This window comes from Lentzea sp. NPDC055074, from assembly GCF_053608005.1.
Map to the genome: position 1 here is coordinate 355595 of NZ_JBSGUQ010000005.1, position 23258 is coordinate 378852.

The following is a 23258-nucleotide window of genomic DNA, read 5'->3' on the forward strand; positions in this document are numbered from 1 at the left end:
GTGCTGCGCTGGATCACCGCTGGAGAGTCACACGGCCCCGCCCTAGTCGCCGTCCTGGAGGGCATGCCCGCCGGGGTGGAGGTGACCACCGAGGACCTAGTCGCCCAGCTCGGGCGCCGCAGGCTCGGGTTCGGTCGCTCGCCGCGCATGGGCTTCGAGCAGGACGAGGTCGAGATCCTCGGCGGCGTCCGCCACGGCAAGACCCAGGGCGGTCCGGTCGCGGTCACGATCGGCAACTCCGAGTGGCCCAAGTGGCAGACGGTCATGTCGCCGGACCCGGTGGACCCGAGCCTGCTCAAGCCCACCGGCCGCAACGAGGCCCTCACCCGCCCCCGTCCCGGCCACGCAGACCTGCCGGGCATGCAGAAGTTCGGCTTCGACGAGGCCCGCCCGGTGCTGGAGCGCGCCTCCGCCCGGGAGACCGCGGCCCGCACCGCGCTCGGCACGGTCGCCCGCCAGTTCCTGCAGCAGCTGCTCGGAGTGCAGGTCCTGAGCCACGTGGTGTCCATCGGCCAGGCCGAGACGCCCGAGGACGCCGCGCTGCCCACGCCCGACGACCTCGCCGCGATCGACGAGTCGCCGACGCGCTGCTTCGACCCCCGCGGCACCGACGCGATGGTCGCCGAGGTCGAGGCCGTCAAGGAGGCCGGTGACACGGTCGGCGGCGTCATCGAGGTGCTCGTCTACGGGCTGCCGCCGGGCCTCGGCTCGCACGTGCACTGGGACCGCCGCCTCGACGCGCGCCTGGCCGCCGCCCTCATGGGCGTGCAGGCGATGAAGGGCGTGGAGATCGGCGACGGCTTCACCTCCGCCAAGCGCTGGGGTTCGCAGGCGCACGACGAGATCGACCGCGGCACCGGCCCGATCGGCGTCACGCGCCGCTCGAACCGCGCCGGTGGCCTCGAGGGCGGCATCACCAACGGCGAGATCCTGCGCGTCCGCGTGGCGATGAAGCCCATCTCGACGGTGCCGCGCGCACTGTCCACTGTGGACGTCCGCACCGGTGAGCCCGCCGTCGCGATCCACCAGCGTTCGGACGTCTGCGCCGTGCCGCGCGCCGGTGTGGTGCTGGAGTCCGTCGTGGCGCTGGTGCTGGCCGAGGCCGCGCTGGAGAAGTTCGGCGGCGACTCGCTCGACGAGACGCGCCGCAACGCCCACGCGTACCTCAAGGCACTGGAAGCCCGCTGGGAGGGCATGTGAGCCCGCGCTACGTCGTGGTCGGCCCGCCCGGTGCGGGCAAGACCACCGTCAGCGAGCTGCTGGCGGCGCGCCTGGGGCTGCCGTTCCGCGACGTCGACGCGGACGTCGTGGAGCTCGCCGGCAAGCCCATCTCGGACATCTTCACCGACGACGGCGAGCCCGCCTTCCGCGCCTTGGAGGAGGAAGCGGTCGCCAAGGCGCTGGTCGAGCACGAGGGCGTGCTCGCGCTGGGCGGGGGAGCGGTGCTGTCCGCGACGACCCGCGAGCGCCTCGCCGGGCACACCGTGGTGTTCCTGAACGTGGGCATGGCCGAGGGCGTGCGCCGCACCGGGCTCGCGTCCAACCGCCCGCTGCTGACGGGCATCAACCCGCGCGCCACGTTCAAGGCGCTGCTCGACGCGCGCCTGCCGCTGTACCGCGAGGTCGCGACGATCGAGGTCCTGACGGACTCGCTCGACGCGGGCCAGGTGACCGACGCGGTGATCAAGGGAGAGCAAGCATGACCGAGCCCGTGCGCATCCGGGTCGCCGCGGAGAAGCCCTACGACGTGGTGATCGGCCGCGGCCTGCTCGGCGACGTCGTCGAGTTCCTCGGCGGCATCGCCAAGATCGCGATCGTGCACCAGCCGACGCTCGCCGAGACCGCCAAGGTGCTGGTCGACGAGCTCAAGGCCGTCGGCGCCGACGCGCACCGCGTCGAGGTCCCGGACGCCGAGGACGGCAAGGACCTGGCCGTCGCGGGCTTCTGCTGGGACGTGCTGGGCAAGATCGGCCTGTCGCGCTCCGACGTCGTCGTCGGCCTCGGGGGCGGCGCGGTCACGGACCTCGCGGGCTTCGTCGCGTCCACGTGGATGCGCGGCGTGCGGCTGGTCAACATCCCGACGACGCTGCTCGGCATGGTCGACGCGGCGGTCGGCGGCAAGACCGGCATCAACACCGACGCGGGCAAGAACCTCGTCGGCACGTTCTACGAGCCCGACGCCATCTTCGTCGACCTCGCCACGCTGGAGACGTTGCCGCGCAACGAGCTCATCGCCGGCATGGCCGAGATCGTGAAGGGCGGCTTCATCGCCGACCCGGTCATCCTCGACCTGATCGAGGCCGACCCCGAGGCCGCCCTGGACCCCACCGGCGAGGTGCTCGCCGACCTGGTCCGCCGCAAGATCCAGATCAAGGCCGACGTCGTCACGACCGACCTGCGCGAGTCGAACCTGCGCGAGATCCTGAACTACGGCCACACCCTCGGCCACGCCATCGAACGCCGCGAGCGCTACCGCTGGCGTCACGGCGCCGCGATCAGCGTGGGCCTGGTCTTCGCCGCCGAACTGGCCCGCCTGGCGGGCCGCCTCGACGACGAGACGGCGGACCGCCACAAGCGCGTCCTCGAGCTCCTCGGCCTGCCGACGTCCTACGACCCGGACGCCCTGGGCCAGCTCATGGAGGGCATGAAGGTCGACAAGAAGAACAAGGCCGGCGTGCTCCGCTTCGTGGTCCTCGACGGCCTGGCCAAGCCCGGCCGCCTCGAAGGCCCGGACCCGGCCCTGATCGCCGCGGCGTACTCGGCCGTGGCCGCCGAGCAGAAGCCCTCCTCCGGCGGGACGGTGCTGCTGTGAAGGTCCTGGTGCTCAACGGTCCGAACCTCAACCGCCTGGGCACCCGCGAGCCGCTCATCTACGGCAGCACCACCCACGCCGACCTGGTCGAGATGTGCGTGGCCGAGGGCAAGACCCTCGGCTTCGACGTGGAGGTCCGCCAGACCCACCACGAGGGCGAGATGGTCGGGTGGCTGCACGAGGCCGCCGACGCCGGCACCCCGGTCGTGTTGAACGGCGCGGCGTGGACGCACTACTCGATCGCGCTGCGCGACGCGTGCTCCCAGCTCACGGCGCCGCTGGTGGAGGTGCACATCTCGAACATCCACCAGCGCGAGGAGTTCCGGCACCACAGCGTGATCTCGGCGGTGGCGACCGGCGTGATCGCGGGCCTCGGCGTCGAGGGCTACCTGCTGGCCCTGCGCTGGCTGTCGCTCAAGAAGTAGCGGCGTCGCCTCTCAGGGCAGCTCCTTGATCGCCAGCAACTGCGGGGTGCCGTTCGGGTTCCGCACGATCGTCGCCTCGTAGTTGCCGCTCTGAGGGTAGGAGTGCTGCATGGTCCAGGGAAACGTGGTCGTCCACTGCGCGTCCGCTGAGTAGTCGCCTCTCACCCGGAGCAGTCCGAATTCCGCGTCTCTGTGCCTGGACACGTTGGCGACCGGATCACCATCGAGCGTCCATGCGACCTTCGGGACGCTCGGCGTGAAGGACGTGCGCGGGCATGTCCGAGGCATTGGCGAGGACGTCGCTGCGGTGCACGTGGCGAATCCGGCCCGCGTCACCCTGTCGAGGTCGCTGTCCGGCAGGTCGTACCGCTGCTTGGTGACCTGGCCGGACTCCGGAGCAGACCTGAGGCGGCGGATCACGCCGATCTCGGCCTTCGCTCCGCGCCAGTGCACCTCTGCTTCGAAGTAGAACGCGTCGACGATGCGGTCCGGAATGGTCCCGCGGTCGAAGTCGGCGACCATCACGGCCGTGCCGCGGACGAGGAACCTGCCGCCGCTCCACTTGACGCTGATGTCGTCGCCTGGGTCGTTGGCGAGCCACCAGTCGAGGTTGCGCGGGGAACGGACTGAGACGGCCTGTGGGCAGTTGACCGGGGCCGCGGCCACCGCGGCCGTGCACTGATCGAGCTTGTTCACGGTCACCTGGATCGGCGCGTTGTCGTCGACCCCCGCGGGACGCGGGATCCCGTGGGACTCGGCCTGCGGCGCCCTGCCGCCCCACGAGGTGCTGACGGCGGTGAAGATGACGATGAACAGGACGCCCGCGGTGAAGTAGACGACGGCGAACCTGGCGTTGCTCGGCTTCCGCGCCTTCGACGGTGCACGGCCGCGGTCGGGCGCGGGGGTCGCTGTCCCGACGTCCACCACGACGTCGCCGTGCACCTCCCCGATCTGGAGGCTGGCGCCCGAGACCCGGCCGGTCAACTCGTTGTGCATGGGCGGGGATATTAGGGAAGAACCACCCGTTCGGCGGCATGGATTTCTAGCCAATTCGTTGACACGTAAGGAAGATCGTGCTCCACCACGTGGAATTGTGGGTACCCGACATCGCCCGAGCCGAGGCCACCCTCGGCTGGCTCCTCACCGAGCTCGGCTGGACCGAACACCAGCGCTGGGAAGCGGGCGTCAGCTGGAAACAGCAGGAGACGTACATCGTCGCCGAGCAGTCCCCGGCCATGACGGGCCCGCACGACCGCACGAAGGCGGGCCTGAACCACCTCGCTCTGCACGCGGGCAGCAAGCACGACGTCGACCGCCTGACCCGGGAATCCGAGGCCAGGGGCTGGAAGCTCATGTTCGCGGACCGCCATCCTCACGCGGGAGGACCAGACCACTACGCCGCGTTCATGGAGAACGAAGACGGGTTCGAAATCGAGCTCGTAGGCGTCTGACCGTGTAAGGATGCCGATCGTGCCGAGACTGTTCATCGCCGCGTTCGCCCTGCTCCTGGCCGGGTGCTCGGCCGCGCAGGGGCCCGCCCCCGTCAGCAGTGAGACGACGACGGAGACGAGCGCGCAGCTGTCCGACCAGGAGCTGCAGGCGAAGTGGTGGACGTGGGCCGCGTCGACGCCGGAGAACCGCAACCCCGTGGTCGACGACACCGGGCAGTGGTGCGCCGAGAACCAGCCGCGGGACGTGTGGTTCTTCGCCGGCACGTTCGGCGGCACCGTGAACCGCCGGTGCCGGGTGCCTGCCGGGCGTCCGCTCGCCGGTCCCGCGCTCAACCTGCTCTCCACGGACGCGAACTGCGCGGCGTTCATGGACGGTGCCAAGGGCTCGGTGACGCTCGACGGGCAGCTGGTGGAACTGCGGCGGATCACGCCGGTCGCGGTCACCTACCAGGCCGCCAAGGACAACGTCGTGGGACAGCGCGAGGGACGCGTGGCGGGACAGGGGTGCGGGCTGTGGGCGTGGATCCCGCCGCTCAAGCCGGGCGAGCACGAAATGGTGGTCCAAGGGCAGTCGGGCGACTTCAGCACGACGGCGCGCTACGTGCTCATCGTCAGCTCTTCGGACTAGCGGCCTTCCCGGCCAGGAACCCGCCCAGCAGCATCCCCAGACCGGCGGGGGCCAGCACGAGCAACGCCGTGAACGCCGCGCCGCCCGTCAGCGCCACCCACAGCGCCTCCTGCCCGGTCTGGTCGACCAGCAGCGCCGACCCGATCACGCCCAGGGCACCGGCGAACGGACCGGCGATCAGCGCCGCGATGAACCACTGCATGCCGCGCCCCTCCAGTTCGCGCACCGTGTCGACGGCACCCCAGAGCACCGCGGCCACGATCAGCAGCCCGAGAGCGATCGGCCGGACCGACGAGGCCTCGGGGCTGCGCACGCCCACGGCCGCCACGCCGGTCTGCACGGCTCCGTGCAGGAGCCCCATCCACAACGCACGGGCGAACCAAGGACTCATGCGGACAGCTTAGGACTGGCCGTACTCTGCGAGACATGTCGTCGTACGCCGCACGCCGAACCGCATTGCGCCGAGAGCTCCAGTCCACGAACCTGGACGCGCTCCTCGTGACGAACCTGCTGAACGTCCGGTACCTCACCGGATTCACCGGATCGAACGCCGCCGTGCTCATCGGCGCGGACGGCGAAGACGACGTGTTCTGCACCGACGGCCGCTACCTCACGCAGTCGGCGAAGCAGGTGCCGGACCTCGAAAGGCTGATCGACCGGCCGTGCGACACCACGCTCGCGGCCAGGGCGAAGGGCAGGCTCGGGTTCGAGAGCCACCACGTCACGGTCGACGGCCTCGACGAGCTGACCGCGGCCGCCACCAAGGCCGAGCTGCACAAGGCCGGTGGCCTGGTCGAGAAGCTGCGGCTGGTCAAGGACGAGGTCGAGATCGAGGCGCTGCGGATGGCGTGCGCGGCGGCCGACCGGGCGCTCGGCGCGCTGATCGGGCACGGCGGCCTGCGGGCGGGCCGGACCGAACGCGAGGTCGCGCGCGAGCTGGAGAGCCGCATGCTCGACCACGGCGCGGAGGGCCCGTCGTTCTCCTCGATCGTGGCGTTCGGCGCGAACTCGGCCGTGCCGCACCACTCGCCGACGGACGCGACGCTGCACACGGGCGACCTCATCAAGCTCGACTTCGGCGCCCTCGTCGACGGCTACCACTCCGACATGACCCGCACGCTCGTGCTCGGCAGGCCCGCGGACTGGCAGCGCGACCTGTACGACCTGGTCGCGCGGTCGCAGGCGGCGGGCCGCGGCGCTCTCACGCCGGGCGCGCGGGTCAGCGACGTCGACCACGCCTCGCGCGAGGTGATCGAGAAGGCCGGGCACGGGAACGAGTTCCTGCACGGCCTCGGCCACGGGGTCGGGCTGGAGATCCACGAGGCACCGGCGTTGTCGAAGGCGGGTGCCGGTACACTTTCGGCCGGTATGGCGGTCACCGTCGAGCCCGGCGTCTACTTGTCGGGGCGGGGCGGGGTCCGCATCGAGGACACTCTGGTGGTCCGTGAAAGCGGGCCGGAGCTCCTCACCCTGACCACGAAGGAACTCGTGGTCGTCTGACACCCCCGTCCTACACAGGAGAAATCCCACCGTGGCCACCACGAACGACCTGAAGAACGGCCTGGTGCTGAACCTCGACGGCCAGCTCTGGACCGTCACCGCGTTCCAGCACGTCAAGCCCGGCAAGGGTGGCGCCTTCGTGCGCACGACCCTCAAGCACGTGCTGACCGGGAAGGTCGTCGACAAGACCTTCAACGCGGGCACCAAGGTCGAGACCGCCACCGTGGACAAGCGCGGCATGACCTACCTGTACAAGGAAGGCACCGACTTCATCTTCATGGACGGTGACACCTACGACCAGATCCCGGTTCCGACCGAGACCGTCGGTGACGCCGCGAACTACATGCTCGAGAACCAGGAAGCCATGGTCGCCACGCACGAGGGCGTCCCGCTGTTCATCGAGCTCCCGACGTCGGTCGAGCTCGTCATCGAGCACACCGACCCGGGCCTGCAGGGCGACCGCTCCACGGGTGGCACCAAGCCCGCCCGCCTCGAGACCGGCGCCGAGATCCAGGTCCCGCTGTTCGTCACGACCGGCGAGAAGATCAAGGTCGACACCCGCGACGGCCGCTACCTCGGCCGCATCAGCGACAAGTCCTGATGGGTGCTCGGAGCAAGGCCCGCAAGCGCGCGGTCGACTTCCTCTACGAAGCCGACCTGCTGGGCAGCGACGCGGTGACGTTGCTGGCCTCGCGCGTCGGGTCTCCTGACGTACCGCCGGTGAACGACTACACGGTGACGCTCGTCGAGGGCGTCACCGCACACCGGTCGCGCATCGACGACCTCATCTCGGAGCACGCCGAGGGCTGGACCCTGCAGCGCATGCCGGCGGTCGACCGCGCGATCCTGCGCCTCGGCCTGTACGAGCTGCTGTGGGCGGCCGACGTGCCGGACGCGGTGGCCATCGACGAGGCCGTGGAGCTCGCCAAGGGCCTGTCCACGGACGACTCGCCGCGGTTCGTGAACGGTGTGCTCGGCCGGATCGCGGTCATCGCGGACCAGCTCCGCGCGGTTCTGTAGTTCTGCTGCCGACGGCCGCCTGTCCTCGCGAGGACAGGCGGCCGTCGCGCGTTCAGCTCCGCGCCCAGCCGCGCCGCTCGCCCTCGTCGATGATCCGCAGCGCCGCCTCCCAGAGCCTCGCCGATCCGTCGCCGATCACGGCCTTGCGCGCCCGCACGTCGTTCGCGGTGACACCGGGCGTGCGCCAGGTCCCGCCCTCGGCCATCCAGTTGAGCAGCAACGGTTGCAGCCGGTCCATGGCCTTCGCGAACCGCGCCTCGGGCGTCTCGCGCGCCTCGAACTCGTCCCACAGCGCGCGCATCGCCCGGCCCGCGTCCTCGGGCAACAGGCCGAACAACCGGTCGGCGGCCGCCTCCTCGCGTTCCTGCTGGCTCTCGCCCAGCGCCGTGTCGTAGATCGGCGTGTCCCCCGCGTAGATCTCGACGAGATCGTGCACCACCACGAGCTTCACCGTGTGGCCGACGTCGATCGGTTCGTCGGCGTACTCCGCGAGCGTCATGACCATCAGCGCGAGGTGCCACGAGTGCTCCGCGTCGTTCTCACGCCTGTCCGCCGCCGCGAGAGGGGACGCGCGCAGCACGGTCTTGAGCCGGTCGACCTCGATCAGGAACGTGAGGTGCTCGCGCAGCCGGGAGTCCACACCGGACGGCAACGGGTTCTGATCAGCGAGAAGTCCTGTCACGTTGCCGGGATTCTACCGACCGGCGAGGAACTCCTCCCACGTGCGGGTGCCGTGGTCGCCGTCCAGCGTCAGGTTCTGCCCGCCCCGGTAGGCCTTCCCCGCCTTGCCCGGCAGCCGCACCGGCACCGTGAACCGGCGTTTGCCCGCGGTCGTCAGGTAGTCCCGCACGAGCTGCCGCATCTCGTAGACCGCGGGGCCGGCGAGGTCCGCCACGCGACCGGCGGGCCGTCCCAGGGCGAGCTCGACCAGCCGTGCGGCCACGTCCCGGACGTCGACGGGCTGCAACCGCATCCCCGGCACCGGCACGACCGGGAGCTTCGCGAGGCCGCGCACCACGGTCAGCGTCAGGTCGTGGAACTGGGCGGCGCGCAGGATCGTGAACGGGACGCCCGACGCCTCGACCGCCTCCTCGCAGGCGAGCTTCGTGCGCAGCCACGCCAGCGGCACGGTGTCGGCGCCGATCACCGAGATGTGCACGAGGTGCCGGACGCCGCGGCAGGCCGCCAGCAGGTTGCGGGTCGCGACGTCGTCGCCCTTCTGCCCGCCGGCGAGGTGCACCACGACGTCGGCCTCGATCGCCGGGACCTCGCCGAGCAGGTCGCAGGCGATGTCGCCGTGACGGCTCAGCACCGTCACGTCCGCTCCGGCCGAACGCAGCAGCGGGACGACGTGCCTGCCCAGAGTGCCTGTTCCACCCGTGACGACGATCTTCATGGTTACCCTCCAGAACGAGTCCGTTGCCCGCTCGACCCGGCAGCGCCCGGGAACGTGACAGGCTGTGTGCCAGGCCACAGGGGGAAGCGTTGATCGCGCAGTTCGAGCAGGAGCGCACGCGGCTGCGCGCCATCGCCCACCGCATGCTGGGCTCGTTCGCCGAGGCGGACGACGCGTTGCAGGACGCCTGGCTGCGGGTCGAACGCGCGGACACGACGGAGATCGACAACCCGGCCGCGTGGCTCACCACCGTCGTCGGGCGGGTGTGCCTGAACATGCTGCGGGACAGGCGGGAGCACGCGTTCGAGATGCCCGACCCCGTGATCGGGACGGGGGAGGAGCCCGAGCAGCAGGCCGTCGCGAAGGACCAGATCGGGCTTGCGATGCTGATCGTGCTGGACTCGTTGAAGCCCGACGAGCGGCTCGCGTTCGTGCTGCACGACATGTTCGCCGTGCCGTTCGACGACATCGCGCCGTTGATCGAGAAGACTCCGGCCACGGCCCGTCAGCTGGCTTCGCGCGCGCGTAAGCGCGTGCAGGACCGGCCGCAGCCGAACGTCGACCTGCCGAAGCAGCGCGAGGTGGTGCGGGCGTTCATCAAGGCCTCGCGGGAGGGCGACCTGGAAGGCCTGGTCGCGGTGCTGCACCCGGACGCCGTGCTGCGTGCCGGTGCCCTGGAGGTCATCGGTGGCCGTTCCGTCGCGGGACGCGCGAGCCTGTTCCGCCGGTTCGCCTCGCGTGCGACCGTCGAGTTCGCGGTCATCGGCGGCGAGGCCGGCTTCATCACGCGGGTGGACGGCGTGCCGTTCTCGGTCATGGCCTTCACCGTGCTCGACGGGCAGATCGCCGCGATCCACGTGATCCAGGACAAGGAGCAGCTGGCCGCGCTTGTGCCGTGAGCAATACCACTGGGGTCGCTGGTCACGTCGAACGCCTGTGAAGTGTCTATTCGTAGTGGGCGCTCGACGTGAAGGGGGACCAACGATGATCGGTGAGCTGGAAGGGGACAGGCTCGCCTACCGCATGCTCGGCCGGTTCGCCGACGCTGCGGACGCGGTGCGCGAGGCGAGCCGCAGGATCGAGAAGAGCGGTGAGCCGGGCTGGCTCGGCACGGTGGTCGCGCGGGTGAGCCTCACGATGCTCCGCGTGCGGGCCAGGAACGGCTTCCAGATGCCGGACCCCGTGGTGAGCAGGGAGCCGAACCACGAACCCGGCCTCGGTGTGCTCACCGCGCTCGACGCGCTGACCCCCGACGAACGCGTCGCGTACGTGCTGCACGACATGTTCGAGGAGTCGTTCGAGGAGGTGGCGCCCCTGATCGGCCGCACGCCGCTGGGGGCGCTGCAGGTCGAGGCACGGGCGCGCAAGCGGGTGGCGGACAGACCGGTGTCCGACGTGGACCTGGCCGGGCAGCGCGAGGTCGTCGACGCGTTCCTGGCGGGCAAGGACGTGCTGGACCCCGACGTGACGCTGCGCTCGGAGGACATCTGGCTGCGCGGCGCCGGCGTGGTCGGGCCCAAGGCGTCGGTGCTGCAGGCGGCGCCGTGCGTGGAACCCGCCGTCATCGGCGGTGAGGCCGGTCTCGTGTCGACAGTGGACGGTCAGCCGGTCGCGCTGGTGGCGTTCACGGTGCGGGAGCGCAGGATCGCCGCCGTCCACGCGATCACGGACCGGGAGCACGTCCGCCGGCTGATGGCACCGCGCTGACACGGAGCGTCAGCAGAAAGCAGCAGTGGCTCCCCCGACGTCCTCAGGGCGACTGGCAGGACGTCAGGGGAGCCACTGCTCCGAAAGCGGAAGCGGAGCTCAGTCTTCCTTGGCGGGACGGGCCTCGGGAGGCAGCACGCCCCAGTCGATGAGCTGCTCGGTGAGCTCGCCCGGCGTCATGTCGTAGATGATCGCGAGCGAACGCAGGTCCTCGGTGCGGATGGAGAGGACCTTGCCGTTGTAGTCACCGCGCTGGGACTGGATGGTCGCGGCGTAGCGCGCCAGCGGTCCGACCTTCTCGACCGGGAGCTGCTGCAGCCGTTCGAGGTTGATCACGATCTTGGTGGCCGGCTCGGCACCGGAGGGCACGCGGCCCTCGGGCAGCAGCTCGGCGACGGGAACCCCGTAGAAGTCGGCCAGCTCGGCCAGCTTCTGCACGGTCACCGCGCGGTCACCGCGCTCGTAGGAGCCGACGACCACGGCCTTCCAGCGACCGCCGGACTTCTGCTCGACGCCGTGCAGGGAAAGACCCTGCTGCTGGCGGATAGCGCGGAGCTTGGCCCCCAACGCCTTGGCGTAGTCGCCCATGTGGCGGTTCTCCGTTCATTCGCCCCGTCAGCAGTACGCGCGTGCTGCGGGGAGGCTTAGATCGATACGCAGAGTAATGATTACTCGCCGTGGTCGACAGGTCAAGCTGATCTCAAGGAGAGACGCGCGCCACGCCTGGCCTACCACTCGGATGGTTGACCGTCCGTAGGTGATACGGTGCAGGTCAGCCTAGTTGTCACTAGGTGTCCGACGTCCTTTAAGGACCCGTCCAGTGAGGCGGGGAAGGAGGTCCAGCCGTGGCGTCACGTCAACGTGGCGCGACGGATCCGGCCGGGGATCGCGAGATTCTCTCGGCCGGTGACGTCGCGCGCACTGTCGCCCGAATGGCCCATCAGATCATCGAGAAGACCGCTCTCGATGCACCCAGCGCACCCGACGTCGTCTTGATGGGTATTCCCAGCCGGGGAGCCCCCCTCGCACGGCGTCTAGCCGCTAAGATCGCCGAATTTTCCGGCCGGACGGTGCACGAGGGCACGCTCGACATCACCCTCTACCGCGACGACCTGCGCAGAGGCCCCACGCGGCCCCTCGAGGCGACGAAGCTGCCCGAGGGCGGCATCGACGACAAGCTGGTCGTGCTCGTGGACGACGTGCTGTTCTCCGGTCGCACGATCCGCGCCGCCCTCGACGCCCTGCGCGACCACGGACGGCCGCGCGCGGTCCAGCTGGCCGTGCTCGTCGACCGCGGCCACCGCGAGCTGCCGATCCGCGCGGACTACGTGGGCAAGAACCTGCCGACGTCCAAGAACGAGGACGTCGTCGTGAACCTGGAAGAGTTCGACGGCCGCGACGGAGTGGTGCTGAAGTGAAGCACCTGCTCTCCACCGACGGCCTCGACCGCGACCAGGCGATCGCGATCCTCGACACCGCGGACCGGCTGAAGCAGGCGCTGCTCGGCCGCGAGGTCCGCAAGCTGCCGACGCTGCGCGGCCGCACGGTGATCACGATGTTCTACGAGAACAGCACCCGCACCCGCGTCAGCTTCGAGATCGCCGGCAAGTGGATGTCCGCGGACGTGATCAACGTCAGCAGCTCCGGTTCCAGCGTCAGCAAGGGCGAGTCGCTGCGCGACACCGCTCTGACGTTGCAGGCCGCGGGCGCCGACTGCGTGATCGTGCGTCACCCGGCGTCCGGTGCGGCCCACCGGCTCGCGGGCTGGCTCAAGCACACCAGCACGTCCGTGGTGAACGCCGGCGACGGCATGCACGAGCACCCCACGCAGGCGTTGCTCGACGCCGCCACGCTGCGCGACCGCCTGGGCAGCCTCGACGGCCGCCGCGTCGCGATCGTCGGCGACGTCCTGCACAGCCGAGTGGCCCGCTCGAACGTGCACCTGCTCACCACCCTCGGTGCCGAGGTCACGCTGGTCGCCCCGCCGACCCTGCTGCCCACCGGCGTCGAGAACTGGCCGGTCACGGTCTCGCACGAGATCGACTCGCAGCTCGCGTCCCAGGACGCGGTGATGTTGCTGCGCGTGCAGGCCGAGCGGATGACCGGCGGGTTCTTCCCGAGCTCGCGCGAGTACTCGATCGCGTACGGCCTCAACGAGCGGCGTCTGAAGCTGCTCCCCGAGCACGCCGTCGTGCTGCACCCCGGCCCGATGCTGCGCGGCATGGAGATCGCCTCCGTCGTCGCCGACAGCCCGCAGGCCGCCATCACCGAGCAGGTCCGCAACGGTGTCCACGTGCGCATGGCCGTGCTGTACCACCTGCTTGCCCACGAGGAGGAAAACGCGTGAAACCCTTGCTTCTCAAGGGAGTCAGGCCTTACGGCGAGGGTGAACCGATCGATCTGCTGATCCGCGACGGCGTGATCGCAGAAGGTGCGGACGACAACGCCGAGATCATCGAAGGCAACGGCGCGGTCCTGCTGCCGGGCTTCGTCGACCTCCACACCCATCTGCGTGAGCCGGGCCGTGAGGACACCGAGACCATCGAGACGGGCTCCCACGCCGCCGCGCTCGGTGGTTACACGGCCGTCTTCGCCATGGCCAACACCGACCCGGTCGCCGACAACGCCGTCATCGTCGAGCACGTCGCCCGCCGCGGCCAGGAGGTCGGCCTCGTCGACGTCCACCCGGTCGGCGCCGTCACCGTCGGGCTCAAGGGCGAGAAGCTCGCCGAGCTCGGCACGATGGCGAACTCCAAGGCACGCGTCCGGGTCTTCTCCGACGACGGCCACTGCGTGCACGACCCGCTGATCATGCGCCGAGCGCTGGAGTACTCCAAGTCCCTCGACGCCGTGATCGCCCAGCACGCCGAGGAACCGCGCCTCACGGTCGGTGCCCAGGCGCACGAGGGCGAGAACGCCTCCAGGCTCGGCCTGCAGGGCTGGCCCGCCGCCGCCGAGGAGTCCATCGTCGCCCGCGACTGCATCCTCGCGAAGCAGGTCGACGCGAGGCTGCACGTCTGTCACGTCAGCACCACCGGCACGGCGGACGTCCTGAAGTGGGCCAAGGCGCGCGGCACCAAGGTGTCCGCCGAGGTCACCCCGCACCACCTGATCCTGACCGACGACCGGCTCGCCACCTACGACCCGGTCAACAAGGTCAACCCGCCGCTGCGCACGCAGGCCGACGTCGACGCGCTGCGCCAGGCCCTGGCCGACGGCACGATCGACTGCGTCGCGACGGACCACGCCCCGCACGCGATCCAGGACAAGGACTGCGAGTGGTCGGCCGCCCGTCCGGGCATGCTCGGCCTGCAGACCGCGCTGGGAATCGTCGTCGAGACCATGGTCAAGACGGGCCTGCTGGACTGGCGCGGTGTCGCCCGCGTGATGAGCGAGAAGCCCGCCGAGATCGCCGGCCTGACCGACCAGGGCCGTCCGATCGCGGTCGGTGAGCCCGCGAACCTCGTGCTGGTCGACCCGGACGCGTCGTGGACGGTCAGCGGCGCGCAGCTCGCGAGCATCGCCGGCAACACCCCGTTCGAGGGCATGGAGCTGCCCGCCGCGGTGACGGCCACCATCTTGCGTGGCCGGGTGACCGCACTGGCGGGGAGGATTGCGCAATGACCCGGATCCTCCTTTCCCTGGCGGTCTTCGTCTTCTTCGCCCTGTGCGTCTACGGCATGTGGCACGGCTGGAAGCGACGCCAGCGCAAGCAGGCCGGCCTCCCCGCGTTCCCCTCGACGCCGGCCGCCCTGGGCGCGCCGAAGCTCGCGACCACGGGCGTCTACATCGGAACGACGAACGCGGGCAACTGGCAGGACCGCATCCAGGTCGGGGACATCGGCTTCCGCGCCGAGGCCACGCTGAGCCTCGTGCCGGAGGGCGTCGCCATCGACCGCGTCGGCGCCTCGCCGTTGTTCATCCCCGCCGAGTCCATCCGGGACGCCCGCACCGACCGCGGCCTCGCCGGGAAGGTCATGTTCAGCGAAGAGGGTCTCCTGGTGGTCCAGTGGGAGAACGAAGGCCACCTTTTCGACACGGGCTTCCGTGGCGACGACAAAGACGTTTACGAAGAATGGGTTGCAGCACTCGTGGGAGGCAAGGCGTGACGAACGCGGCATTGGTGCTGGAAGACGGACGTGTCTTCCGCGGTGAGGCGTACGGAGCGACCGGCGTCTCGCTCGGCGAGGTCGTGTTCTCCACGGCCATGACCGGGTACCAGGAAACCCTGACCGACCCGTCCTACCACCGCCAGATCGTGGTGCAGACCGCGCCGCAGATCGGCAACACCGGCTGGAACGACGAGGACGACGAGTCGTCCAGGATCTGGGTCGCCGGCTACGTGGTCCGCGACCCCGCGCGCACGCCGTCGAACTGGCGCTCCCAGCGCGGTCTCGACGAGGAGCTCGCGAACCAGGGCGTCGTCGGCATCGCGGGCCTCGACACCCGCACCCTGACCCGCCACATCCGCGAGCAGGGCGCGATGCGCGCCGGGGTGTTCTCCGGCTCCGAGCTGTCCGACGACGCGTCGATGGTCGAGCAGGTCAAGGCCTCCGCGCAGATGGTCGGCGCGAACCTCGCGGTCGACGTCACCACGGACAAGCCGTACGTGGTCGAGGCCATCGGCGAGAAGAAGTTCACCGTCGCGGCGCTCGACCTCGGCATCAAGTCGAACACCCCGCGGATGATGGCGGCGCGCGGCATCGAGGTGCACGTGCTGCCGCTCACCAGCTCGTTCGAGGACATCCTCGCCACGAGCCCGGACGGCCTGTTCCTGTCGAACGGCCCGGGCGACCCGGCCACGCAGGACCACGCCATCGCGCTGACCAGGGAGGCCCTGGGCCGCAAGCTGCCGCTGTTCGGCATCTGCTTCGGCAACCAGATCCTGGGCCGCGCGGTCGGCCGCGGCACGTACAAGATGCGCTACGGCCACCGCGGCATCAACATCCCGGTCATCGACGTGACCACCGGCAAGGTCGCCATCACCTCGCAGAACCACGGGTTCGCGCTGGAGGGCACGCCGGGTGAGGAGTTCTCCTCGGAGTTCGGCCGCGCCGTGCTGTCGCACTACTGCCCGAACGACGGCACCGTCGAGGGCGTCCGGCTGCTCGACGCGCCGGCGTTCTCCGTGCAGTACCACCCCGAGGCCGCGGCGGGCCCGCACGACGCCGCGCCCCTGTTCGACGACTTCGTGACCATGATGAATGAGGCCCGCTGATGCCGAAGAGGACTGATCTCAAGCACATCCTGGTCATCGGCTCCGGCCCGATCGTCATCGGTCAGGCGTGCGAGTTCGACTACTCCGGCACCCAGGCGTGCCGCGTGCTGCGCGAGGAGGGCATCAGGGTCAGCCTGGTGAACTCCAACCCGGCGACGATCATGACCGACCCCGAGTTCGCCGACGCCACCTACATCGAGCCGATCACGGCCGAGTTCGTGGAGAAGGTCATCGCGCAGGAGCGTCCCGACGCGATCCTCGCGACGCTGGGCGGGCAGACCGCGCTGAACACGGCCATCGCGCTGCACGAGCGCGGTGTGCTGGAGAAGTACGACGTCGAGCTGATCGGCGCCGACATCGACGCGATCCAGCGCGGTGAGGACCGGCAGATCTTCAAGGACCTGGTCCGCAAGATCGGTTCCGACGTCCCGCGCTCCGCCGTCTGCAAGACGATGGACGAGGTCCGCGCGACCGTCGCCGACCTCGGCCTGCCGGTCGTCATCCGGCCGTCGTTCACCATGGGCGGCCTGGGTTCCGGCATGGCGTACACGCCGGAGGACCTGGAGCGGCTCGCGGCGATCGGCCTGGAGGAGTCTCCCGTCACCGAGGTGCTCATCGAGGAGAGCGTGCTCGGGTGGAAGGAGTACGAGCTCGAGCTCATGCGCGACCGCAACGACAACGTGGTCGTCATCTGCTCGATCGAGAACATCGACCCGATGGGCGTGCACACCGGCGACTCGGTGACGGTCGCGCCCGCGATGACGCTGACCGACCGCGAGTACCAGCACATGCGCGACGTCGGCATCCAGGTCATCCGCGAGGTCGGCGTCGACACCGGTGGCTGCAACATCCAGTTCGCGATCCACCCGGACAACGGCCGCATGGTCGTCATCGAGATGAACCCGCGCGTGTCGCGGTCGTCGGCGCTGGCGTCCAAGGCGACGGGCTTCCCGATCGCCAAGATCGCCGCGAAGCTCGCCATCGGCTACACGCTCGACGAGATCACCAACGACATCACGGGGGAGACCCCGGCGTCGTTCGAGCCGTCGCTCGACTACGTCGTCGTGAAGGCGCCGCGGTTCGCGTTCGAGAAGTTCCCCGGTGCGGACCCGACGCTGACGACCACGATGAAGTCGGTCGGCGAGGCCATGTCGATCGGCCGGAACTTCGTGGAGGCGCTGGGCAAGGCGCTGCGTTCGCTGGAAACGAAATCGGTCGGTTTCTGGACTCAGCCCGACCCCGAGGGCGCTACGCTCGAGTCGACCCTGAAGCAGCTGGAGCGCGGCCACGACGGCCGCCTCTACACGGTCGAGCGTGCTCTTCGGCTCGGTGCGTCCATTGAGGACGTGTACAACGCGTCGAAGATCGACCCGTGGTTCATCGAGCAGATCGCGTGGCTCGGCACGTTGCGGCAGGAGCTGCTGGACGCTCCCGTGCTCGACGAGCCGTTGCTGCGCAAGGCGAAGCGCGCTGGGCTCTCGGACCGGCAGATCGCGGTGCTGCGGTCCGAGCTGGCCGGTGAGGACGGCGTGCGCACGTTGCGGCACCGTCTGGGCGTGCGCCCGGTCTACAAGACGGTCGACACGTGCGCGGCGGAGTTCAAGTCCGAGACGCCGTACCACTACTCCGCGTACGAGCTGGACCCGAACGCCGAGACCGAGGTCGCGGAGCAGCGGGAGAAGCCGAAGGTGCTGATCCTCGGCTCCGGCCCGAACCGCATCGGCCAGGGCATCGAGTTCGACTACTCGTGCGTGCACGCGGCGATGGCGTTGCGGGCGGCCGGGTACGAGACCGTCATGGTCAACTGCAACCCGGAGACGGTGTCGACGGACTACGACACCTCCGACCGCCTGTACTTCGAGCCGCTGACGTTCGAGGACGTGCTGGAGGTCGTGCACTCCGAGCAGCGCTCCGGCACCGTCGCGGGCGTGATCGTGCAGCTCGGCGGCCAGACGCCGCTGGGGCTCGCGAAGCGCCTGGCCGACGCCGGTGTGCCCGTCGTGGGCACCACGCCCGAGGCGATCCACCTCGCCGAGGACCGCGGCCAGTTCGGCAAGGTGCTGACCGAGGCCGGGCTGCCCGCGCCGAAGTTCGGCACGGCCACGTCGTTCGACGAGGCGAAGGAGATCGCGGACGAGATCGGCTACCCGGTCCTCGTGCGCCCCTCCTACGTGCTCGGCGGGCGCGGCATGGAGATCGTGTACGACGAGGAGTCGCTGTCGGGCTACATCGCCCGCGCGACCGAGGTGACGCCCGAGCACCCGGTGCTGGTCGACCGGTTCCTCGACGACGCCATCGAGATCGACGTCGACGCGCTGTGCGACGGCGAAGAGGTGTTCATCGGCGGTGTGATGGAACACATCGAGGAAGCCGGTGTCCACTCCGGCGACTCGTCGTGCGCGCTGCCGCCCATCACGCTCGGCGCGTCGGACATCGAGAACGTCCGCCGCTCCACCGAGGCCATCGCCCGCGGCATCGGCGTGAAGGGGCTCCTGAACGTCCAGTACGCGTTGAAGGACGACGTGCTGTACGTCCTGGAGGCGAACCCGCGTGCGTCGCGCACGGTGCCGTTCGTGTCCAAGGCGACGGCCGTGTCGATGGCCAAGGCCGCGTCGCGCGTGATGCTCGGCGCCACGATCGCGGAACTGCGCGTCGAGGGCATCCTGCCGGCCACCGGTGACGGTGCCCGGCTGCCCGAGCACGCCCCGGTCGCGGTCAAGGAAGCCGTCATGCAGTTCCACCGCTTCCGCACCCCCGAGGGCCATGGCGTCGACTCGTTGCTGGGCCCGGAGATGAAGTCCACCGGCGAGGTCATGGGCATCGACTCGTCGTTCGGCAAGGCGTTCGCGAAGTCGCAGACGGCCTCGTACGGCTCGCTGCCCACCAAGGGCAAGGTGTTCGTGTCGTTCGCGAACCGCGACAAGCGCGCGATGATCTTCCCGGTCAAGCGCCTCGCCGACCTCGGGTTCCAGATCCTCGCGACCTCGGGCACGGCGGAGGTGTTGAAGCGCAACGGGATCGCGTGCACCGAGGTGCGCAAGCACTTCGAGGGCGAGGGCAACGTCGTCGACATGATCCTGGCCGGCGAGATCGACATGATCTTCAACACGCCGTACGGCAACAGCGGTCCGCGCATCGACGGGTACGAGATCCGCACCGCCGCCGTGGCCAAGGACATCCCCTGCGTGACCACGATCCAGGGCGCTGCCGCGGCCGTGCACGGCATCGAGGCGCTCATCCGGGGTGACATCGGGGTCCAGCCGCTGCAGGCGCTCCAGGCGGCTCTGCGGGGTGACGCGTGACGCCGGTCGTGAACTTCGGCGAGAAGCTCGCCAAAGCCGTTGGGGCGCACGGACCTCTGTGCGTCGGCATCGACCCGCACCCGAGCCTGCTGGACGCCTGGGGCCTCTCCCGGACCGCGGAGGGCCTCGAAAGGTTCGCCCTGACGGCCGTGGAGGCGTTCGGCGGCCAGGTGTCGATGGTGAAGCCGCAGGCGGCGTTCTTCGAGGCCTACGGGTCGCGGGGCGTCGCCGTGCTGGAGCGGGTGATCGCGGAGCTGCGCGACTCGGGCACGCTCGTGCTCGTGGACGCCAAGCGCGGCGACATCGGCTCGACCATGGCCGCCTACGCCCAGGCGTACCTGGGCGAGGGCTCGCCGCTGGCCGGGGACGCCGTGACGGTCTCCCCGTTCCTCGGGTTCGGATCGCTGCAGCCCGCGCTCGACACGGCGCGGGAGACGGGCCGGGGCGTGTTCGTGCTCGCCCTCACGTCGAACCCGGAGGGCGCGCAGGTCCAGCGCGTGGTTGCTCCGGACGGGCGAACCGTGGCGCAGACGATCATCGATTTCGCCGCGGCTCGGAATTCAGGCATTTCCCCGTGCGGCGATGTCGGTCTCGTCGTAGGTGCCACGATCGGGGAAACGGATGTGGACCTCTCCGGGTTCAACGGACCGGTTCTGGCCCCCGGTTTCGGCGCTCAGGGCGGCTCGGTGGCCGATCTAAAACGGCTCTTCGGACCCGACATGCGCAACGTCTTTCCGACTTCTTCACGAGATGTTCTCAGGCACGGGCCGGACGTGTCTTCGCTGGTCAGCGCGGTGCGGAAGATCCAAGAGAGCCTCTGAGGAGGGGCGCGCCACGCCTTTTGGGGTGTGGCGCGCTCACCTGGGCAAACATGTGTTGGTAGGGTCCACGCCACCGGCTGCCCCGCTGGTCACCGGCCTCATAGCACACCTTGAGTGTGCGACGAGTTCCCGGAGGGCAGTGATCAGGCCGCCGGAGGGTGTTGGTACTACTACCACCCGCCGCCTCAACTCATGACCGCTGAAGATTTACCTGACTGGGTCACGTTGTACTCAGGCAATTGCGGTCGGTACGGTCGCGGCACCGATCCGAAAAGAATCCACACCACGGAGGAAATCGTGGCTCTTCCCCAGCTTACCGAGGAGCAGCGAGCCGCAGCGCTGGAGAAGGCTGCTGCCGCTCGTCGCGCTCGGGCCGAGCTCAAGGAGCGCCTCAAGCGCGGCGGCACGACCCTGACGGACGTGCTCAAGGCCGCCGAGAGCGACGAGGTCCTGGGCAAGATGAAGGTGTCCGCGCTGCTCGAGGCCCTGCCGGGCGTCGGCAAGGTGCGCGCGCAGCAGATCATGGAGCGCCTCGAGATCGCTCCCAGCCGTCGCCTGCGCGGTCTCGGTGACCGTCAGCGCAAGGCCCTGCTTTCCGAGTTCAGCGGAGAGTGATTGGCAGCGAGGCGGGGACGGGCTCTGCCCGTCCCCGCCTCACCGTCTTGTCCGGGCCGTCCGGCGTTGGCAAGTCCAGCGTCCTGGCGGAGCTGCGCAGGCAGCAACCCGACGTCTACTTCTCCGTCTCGGCGACCACCAGGAAGCCGAGGCCGGGCGAGGTCGACGGAGTGCACTACCACTTCGTGGACCACGAGAAGTTCCAGCAGATGGTCGAGGCGGGCGAGTTTCTCGAGCACGCCGACTTCGCCGGCAACCGCTACGGAACCCCTCGCAGGCCCGTCGAGGAAGCTCTGGCCTCCGGCCGTCCCGCCCTGCTGGAGATCGAACTGCAGGGCGCGCGGCAGGTCCGCGAGGCAATGCCACTGGCCCAGCTGGTCATGCTGATGCCCCCGTCCTGGGAGCATCTGGTCGACCGGCTGACCGGCAGGGGCACCGAACACCCGGACGTCGTCGAACGCCGGCTGGCCATCGCTCGTGAGGAGCTGGCGGCCGAAAAGGAGTTCGACGAGGTCGTCGTGAACGCCGACGTGAAGTCGGCCGCGGCCGACTTGCTATCCTTGATGGTCGGACCACGAATTTCAGGAGATTGACGAGTGATCACCCACACCGAGCTCGGTCACCTGACCGGTTCTCCGGAGGGCATCACCAACCCGCCGATCGACGACCTGCTTGAGCAGGTGAGCTCGAAGTACGCGTTGGTGATCTACGCCGCGAAGCGTGCCCGCCAGATCAACGACTACTACGCGCAGCTCGGCGAGGGCCTGCTCGAGTACGTCGGCCCGCTCGTCGAGCCGGGCCCGCGTGAGAAGCCCCTCTCCATCGCGCTCCGGGAGATCCACGCGGGTCTCCTCGAGCACACCGAGGGCGAGTGAGCGTTCGAGACGCTGGGTGAGGTGTGGGCCGCTGCTCGGCCGGGGCGAGTTCCCGGGGGAGCGCGGACCAGATCATCGCACCGTGTCTGGTGGGGGCCTGGCCCCCACACCACGCCGGGGGCACGCCCCCGGACCCCAGCGGGGTTCCTCATCTCGTGAGGACGTGACCTTCGCTGGTCCAGTCTCACGGGAGAAGGTTTGAACTCCGCTTCGTCTGACGCCGATGCCTCCGTCAAACCCCGGATCGTTCTCGGGGTGGGCGGGGGCATCGCCGCGTACAAGGCCTGTGAGGTCCTGCGGCGGCTGACCGAGTCCGGTCACTCCGTCCGGGTGATCCCCACCGAGGGCGCGCTGAAGTTCGTGGGAGCCGCCACGTTCGAGGCGCTGTCCGGGCAGGTCGTGTCCGCCGACCCGTTCGACGCCGTGCACGAGGTGCCGCACGTCAAGCTCGGCCAGAACGCCGACCTGGTCGTGGTGGCCCCGGCGACGGCGAACCTGATCGCGAAGGCCGCGCACGGCCTCGCGGACGACCTGCTGACCAACACCCTGCTGACCGCGCGCTGCCCGGTCCTGCTGGTGCCCGCGATGCACACCGAGATGTGGGAGCACCCGGCCACCCAGCACAACGTGGCGCTGCTGCGCTCGCGCGGTGTCGTCGTCGCCGAACCCGCCTCCGGCCGGCTCACGGGCAAGGACACCGGCAAGGGCCGGCTGCCCGACCCCGCCGAGATCGTCGAGCTGGCCCGGCTGCTGCTGGTCCGCCGCGACGCGCTGGAGCGGACCCTGGAGGGCGTGCACGTCGCGATCTCCGCGGGCGGCACGCGAGAGCCACTCGACCCCGTGCGGTTCATCGGCAACCGGTCGTCCGGCAAACAGGGATATGCACTCGCTCGGGTGGCGGCCCAACGTGGCGCACGCGTGACTTTGGTCGCGGGAAACACCGCGGATCTCAGTACGCCGGCGGGTGTCGACCTCGTGAAGGTCGGCTCGGCGGTGGAGCTGCGCGACGCCATGCACAAGGTCTCGGCGGACGCGGACGTGGTCGTGATGGCCGCCGCGGTCGCCGACTTCCGCCCGTTGTCGCTCACCGGACACAAGATCAAGAAGACCGACGGCGACCCCGACCCGATCGCGCTGACGAAGAACCCGGACATCCTCGTGGAACTCGTTTCCGCACGTAGGACCGGCCAGCTGATCGTCGGGTTCGCCGCGGAGACCGGCGACGAGACGACGTCGGTGCTCGACTACGGCCGGGCGAAGCTGCGCCGCAAGGGGTGCGACCTCCTGGTGCTGAACGCGGTCGGCGACGGCAAGGCGTTCGAGCAGGACGACAACGCCGGCTGGCTGCTGTCCCCGGACGGCGCCGAGACGCCTATACCCCATGGCCCCAAAACACAAGTGGCGTCCGCTGTGTGGGACGCGGTTACCGCTCGCTTGACGCAGTCTCAGTAGTATTTTCCCGAGTCCAACCCGCAACGAAGGAGTGTC

27 protein-coding genes are annotated in these 23258 nt (G+C 69.9%); 22 read left to right on the top strand and 5 right to left on the bottom strand.

The window, feature by feature from the left end:
• Genes aroC through aroQ form a run of 4 tightly spaced genes read left to right on the top strand, consistent with a single transcriptional unit; the run spans position 1 to position 3237 of the window.
• Positions 1-1200 (top strand): chorismate synthase, encoded by a 1200-nt coding sequence (gene aroC / locus ACWF7A_RS14960; protein WP_452251005.1) that lies wholly within the window; start codon positions 1-3, stop codon positions 1198-1200.
• Positions 1197-1703, top strand: coding sequence for a shikimate kinase (locus ACWF7A_RS14965; RefSeq protein WP_452251006.1), 507 nt, complete (start codon positions 1197-1199; stop codon positions 1701-1703). Before aroC ends, ACWF7A_RS14965 begins: the two co-directional genes overlap by 4 nt.
• Positions 1700-2812: a 3-dehydroquinate synthase gene (gene aroB / locus ACWF7A_RS14970; protein WP_452251007.1), complete on the top strand. Its 1113-nt coding sequence runs from the start codon at positions 1700-1702 to the stop codon at positions 2810-2812. The genes ACWF7A_RS14965 and aroB overlap by 4 nt, the downstream gene beginning before the upstream one ends.
• Positions 2809-3237, top strand: a complete 429-nt coding sequence (aroQ, locus tag ACWF7A_RS14975) for a type II 3-dehydroquinate dehydratase (RefSeq protein ID WP_452251008.1) — start codon at positions 2809-2811, stop codon at positions 3235-3237. Before aroB ends, aroQ begins: the two co-directional genes overlap by 4 nt.
• Before the next feature lie 12 nt (positions 3238-3249).
• Here aroQ and ACWF7A_RS14980 read toward each other — a convergent pair whose 3' ends face one another.
• Entirely contained in the window at positions 3250-4233 is a 984-nt protein-coding gene (locus tag ACWF7A_RS14980) for a hypothetical protein (protein ID WP_452251009.1), read from the bottom strand.
• Between the two features lie 89 nt (positions 4234-4322).
• On the opposite strand from ACWF7A_RS14980, the gene ACWF7A_RS14985 reads away from it, so the two are divergent.
• Positions 4323-4688, top strand: a complete 366-nt coding sequence (locus tag ACWF7A_RS14985) for a VOC family protein (protein WP_452251010.1) — start codon at positions 4323-4325, stop codon at positions 4686-4688.
• A 19-nt stretch (positions 4689-4707) separates the two neighbouring features.
• The gene (locus ACWF7A_RS14990; protein ID WP_452251011.1) at positions 4708-5316 is read left to right on the top strand and encodes a hypothetical protein; all 609 of its coding nucleotides are present in this window, start codon (positions 4708-4710) and stop codon (positions 5314-5316) included.
• Here the strand turns inward: ACWF7A_RS14990 and ACWF7A_RS14995 are convergent.
• Entirely contained in the window at positions 5300-5707 is a 408-nt protein-coding gene (locus ACWF7A_RS14995) for a B-4DMT family transporter (RefSeq protein WP_452251012.1), read from the bottom strand. The genes ACWF7A_RS14990 and ACWF7A_RS14995 overlap by 17 nt on opposite strands.
• A gap of 35 nt (positions 5708-5742) precedes the next feature.
• Here ACWF7A_RS14995 and ACWF7A_RS15000 point away from each other — a divergent pair, with 35 nt between their 5' ends.
• Genes ACWF7A_RS15000 through nusB form a run of 3 tightly spaced genes read left to right on the top strand, consistent with a single transcriptional unit; the run spans position 5743 to position 7836 of the window.
• Positions 5743-6816, top strand: a complete 1074-nt coding sequence (locus ACWF7A_RS15000; RefSeq protein ID WP_452251013.1) for a M24 family metallopeptidase — start codon at positions 5743-5745, stop codon at positions 6814-6816.
• 31 nt (positions 6817-6847) lie between these two features.
• Positions 6848-7417: an elongation factor P gene (gene efp / locus ACWF7A_RS15005; RefSeq protein ID WP_452251014.1), complete on the top strand. Its 570-nt coding sequence runs from the start codon at positions 6848-6850 to the stop codon at positions 7415-7417.
• Entirely contained in the window at positions 7417-7836 is a 420-nt protein-coding gene (gene nusB, locus ACWF7A_RS15010; protein ID WP_090005962.1) for a transcription antitermination factor NusB, read from the top strand. Before efp ends, nusB begins: the two co-directional genes overlap by 1 nt.
• A 52-nt stretch (positions 7837-7888) precedes the next feature.
• Here the strand turns inward: nusB and ACWF7A_RS15015 are convergent, their stop codons facing one another.
• Positions 7889-8518 (bottom strand): HD domain-containing protein, encoded by a 630-nt coding sequence (locus ACWF7A_RS15015; RefSeq protein ID WP_452251015.1) that lies wholly within the window; start codon positions 8516-8518, stop codon positions 7889-7891.
• Positions 8519-8530: 12 nt separating this feature from the next.
• Positions 8531-9232, bottom strand: a complete 702-nt coding sequence (locus ACWF7A_RS15020) for an SDR family oxidoreductase (protein ID WP_452251016.1) — start codon at positions 9230-9232, stop codon at positions 8531-8533.
• Positions 9233-9321: 89 nt separating this feature from the next.
• Between ACWF7A_RS15020 and ACWF7A_RS15025 the strand changes: the two genes are divergently transcribed.
• Both ACWF7A_RS15025 and ACWF7A_RS15030 read left to right on the top strand, forming a co-directional pair.
• Positions 9322-10131, top strand: coding sequence for a sigma-70 family RNA polymerase sigma factor (locus tag ACWF7A_RS15025; protein ID WP_452251017.1), 810 nt, complete (start codon positions 9322-9324; stop codon positions 10129-10131).
• An 85-nt stretch (positions 10132-10216) separates the two neighbouring features.
• Positions 10217-10939 (top strand): RNA polymerase subunit sigma-70, encoded by a 723-nt coding sequence (locus ACWF7A_RS15030; RefSeq protein ID WP_452251018.1) that lies wholly within the window; start codon positions 10217-10219, stop codon positions 10937-10939.
• Positions 10940-11038: 99 nt separating this feature from the next.
• Here ACWF7A_RS15030 and bldD read toward each other — a convergent pair whose 3' ends face one another.
• Positions 11039-11527, bottom strand: a complete 489-nt coding sequence (bldD, locus tag ACWF7A_RS15035; RefSeq protein ID WP_030471611.1) for a transcriptional regulator BldD — start codon at positions 11525-11527, stop codon at positions 11039-11041.
• A 257-nt stretch (positions 11528-11784) separates the two neighbouring features.
• Here bldD and pyrR point away from each other — a divergent pair, with 257 nt between their 5' ends.
• From pyrR to coaBC, 11 genes are all read left to right on the top strand, one after another.
• Positions 11785-12357 carry a bifunctional pyr operon transcriptional regulator/uracil phosphoribosyltransferase PyrR gene (pyrR, locus tag ACWF7A_RS15040; protein WP_285642317.1) on the top strand — a complete coding sequence of 191 codons (573 nt, stop codon included), beginning with the start codon at positions 11785-11787 and terminating at the stop codon, positions 12355-12357.
• Positions 12354-13286 (top strand): aspartate carbamoyltransferase catalytic subunit, encoded by a 933-nt coding sequence (locus ACWF7A_RS15045; protein WP_452251019.1) that lies wholly within the window; start codon positions 12354-12356, stop codon positions 13284-13286. Before pyrR ends, ACWF7A_RS15045 begins: the two co-directional genes overlap by 4 nt.
• Positions 13283-14563 (top strand): dihydroorotase, encoded by a 1281-nt coding sequence (locus ACWF7A_RS15050; protein ID WP_452251020.1) that lies wholly within the window; start codon positions 13283-13285, stop codon positions 14561-14563. Before ACWF7A_RS15045 ends, ACWF7A_RS15050 begins: the two co-directional genes overlap by 4 nt.
• Positions 14560-15048: a PH-like domain-containing protein gene (locus ACWF7A_RS15055; RefSeq protein ID WP_452251021.1), complete on the top strand. Its 489-nt coding sequence runs from the start codon at positions 14560-14562 to the stop codon at positions 15046-15048. Before ACWF7A_RS15050 ends, ACWF7A_RS15055 begins: the two co-directional genes overlap by 4 nt.
• On the top strand, positions 15015-16157 hold the full coding sequence (gene carA, locus ACWF7A_RS15060) for a glutamine-hydrolyzing carbamoyl-phosphate synthase small subunit (RefSeq protein WP_452251022.1): 1143 nt from the start codon (positions 15015-15017) through the stop codon (positions 16155-16157). Before ACWF7A_RS15055 ends, carA begins: the two co-directional genes overlap by 34 nt.
• The gene (gene carB, locus ACWF7A_RS15065) at positions 16157-19459 is read left to right on the top strand and encodes a carbamoyl-phosphate synthase large subunit (RefSeq protein WP_452251023.1); all 3303 of its coding nucleotides are present in this window, start codon (positions 16157-16159) and stop codon (positions 19457-19459) included. Before carA ends, carB begins: the two co-directional genes overlap by 1 nt.
• Complete coding sequence (gene pyrF, locus ACWF7A_RS15070) at positions 19456-20280, top strand: orotidine-5'-phosphate decarboxylase (RefSeq protein ID WP_452251024.1); 825 nt, start codon at positions 19456-19458, stop codon at positions 20278-20280. Before carB ends, pyrF begins: the two co-directional genes overlap by 4 nt.
• Before the next feature lie 297 nt (positions 20281-20577).
• Positions 20578-20895, top strand: coding sequence for an integration host factor, actinobacterial type (mihF, locus tag ACWF7A_RS15075; RefSeq protein ID WP_030471603.1), 318 nt, complete (start codon positions 20578-20580; stop codon positions 20893-20895).
• On the top strand, positions 20892-21488 hold the full coding sequence (gene gmk, locus ACWF7A_RS15080; protein ID WP_452251025.1) for a guanylate kinase: 597 nt from the start codon (positions 20892-20894) through the stop codon (positions 21486-21488). The genes mihF and gmk overlap by 4 nt, the downstream gene beginning before the upstream one ends.
• A 3-nt stretch (positions 21489-21491) precedes the next feature.
• Positions 21492-21770 (top strand): DNA-directed RNA polymerase subunit omega, encoded by a 279-nt coding sequence (rpoZ, locus tag ACWF7A_RS15085; protein ID WP_045313812.1) that lies wholly within the window; start codon positions 21492-21494, stop codon positions 21768-21770.
• A gap of 198 nt (positions 21771-21968) precedes the next feature.
• Complete coding sequence (gene coaBC / locus ACWF7A_RS15090) at positions 21969-23222, top strand: bifunctional phosphopantothenoylcysteine decarboxylase/phosphopantothenate--cysteine ligase CoaBC (protein ID WP_452251026.1); 1254 nt, start codon at positions 21969-21971, stop codon at positions 23220-23222.
• The last annotated feature ends 36 nt before the right edge of the window (positions 23223-23258 follow it).

Coding starts and splice junctions, on each gene's coding strand:
- aroB (WP_452251007.1), top strand. CDS start 1,700: ATGACCGAGCCCGTGCGCATCCGGGTCGCCGCGGAGAAGCCCTACGAC.
- ACWF7A_RS14980 (WP_452251009.1), bottom strand. CDS start 4,233: ATGCACAACGAGTTGACCGGCCGGGTCTCGGGCGCCAGCCTCCAGATC.
- ACWF7A_RS14995 (WP_452251012.1), bottom strand. CDS start 5,707: ATGAGTCCTTGGTTCGCCCGTGCGTTGTGGATGGGGCTCCTGCACGGA.
- ACWF7A_RS15000 (WP_452251013.1), top strand. CDS start 5,743: ATGTCGTCGTACGCCGCACGCCGAACCGCATTGCGCCGAGAGCTCCAG.
- nusB (WP_090005962.1), top strand. CDS start 7,417: ATGGGTGCTCGGAGCAAGGCCCGCAAGCGCGCGGTCGACTTCCTCTAC.
- ACWF7A_RS15020 (WP_452251016.1), bottom strand. CDS start 9,232: ATGAAGATCGTCGTCACGGGTGGAACAGGCACTCTGGGCAGGCACGTC.
- ACWF7A_RS15030 (WP_452251018.1), top strand. CDS start 10,217: ATGATCGGTGAGCTGGAAGGGGACAGGCTCGCCTACCGCATGCTCGGC.
- bldD (WP_030471611.1), bottom strand. CDS start 11,527: ATGGGCGACTACGCCAAGGCGTTGGGGGCCAAGCTCCGCGCTATCCGC.
- ACWF7A_RS15055 (WP_452251021.1), top strand. CDS start 14,560: ATGACCCGGATCCTCCTTTCCCTGGCGGTCTTCGTCTTCTTCGCCCTG.
- carA (WP_452251022.1), top strand. CDS start 15,015: ATGGGTTGCAGCACTCGTGGGAGGCAAGGCGTGACGAACGCGGCATTG.
- carB (WP_452251023.1), top strand. CDS start 16,157: ATGCCGAAGAGGACTGATCTCAAGCACATCCTGGTCATCGGCTCCGGC.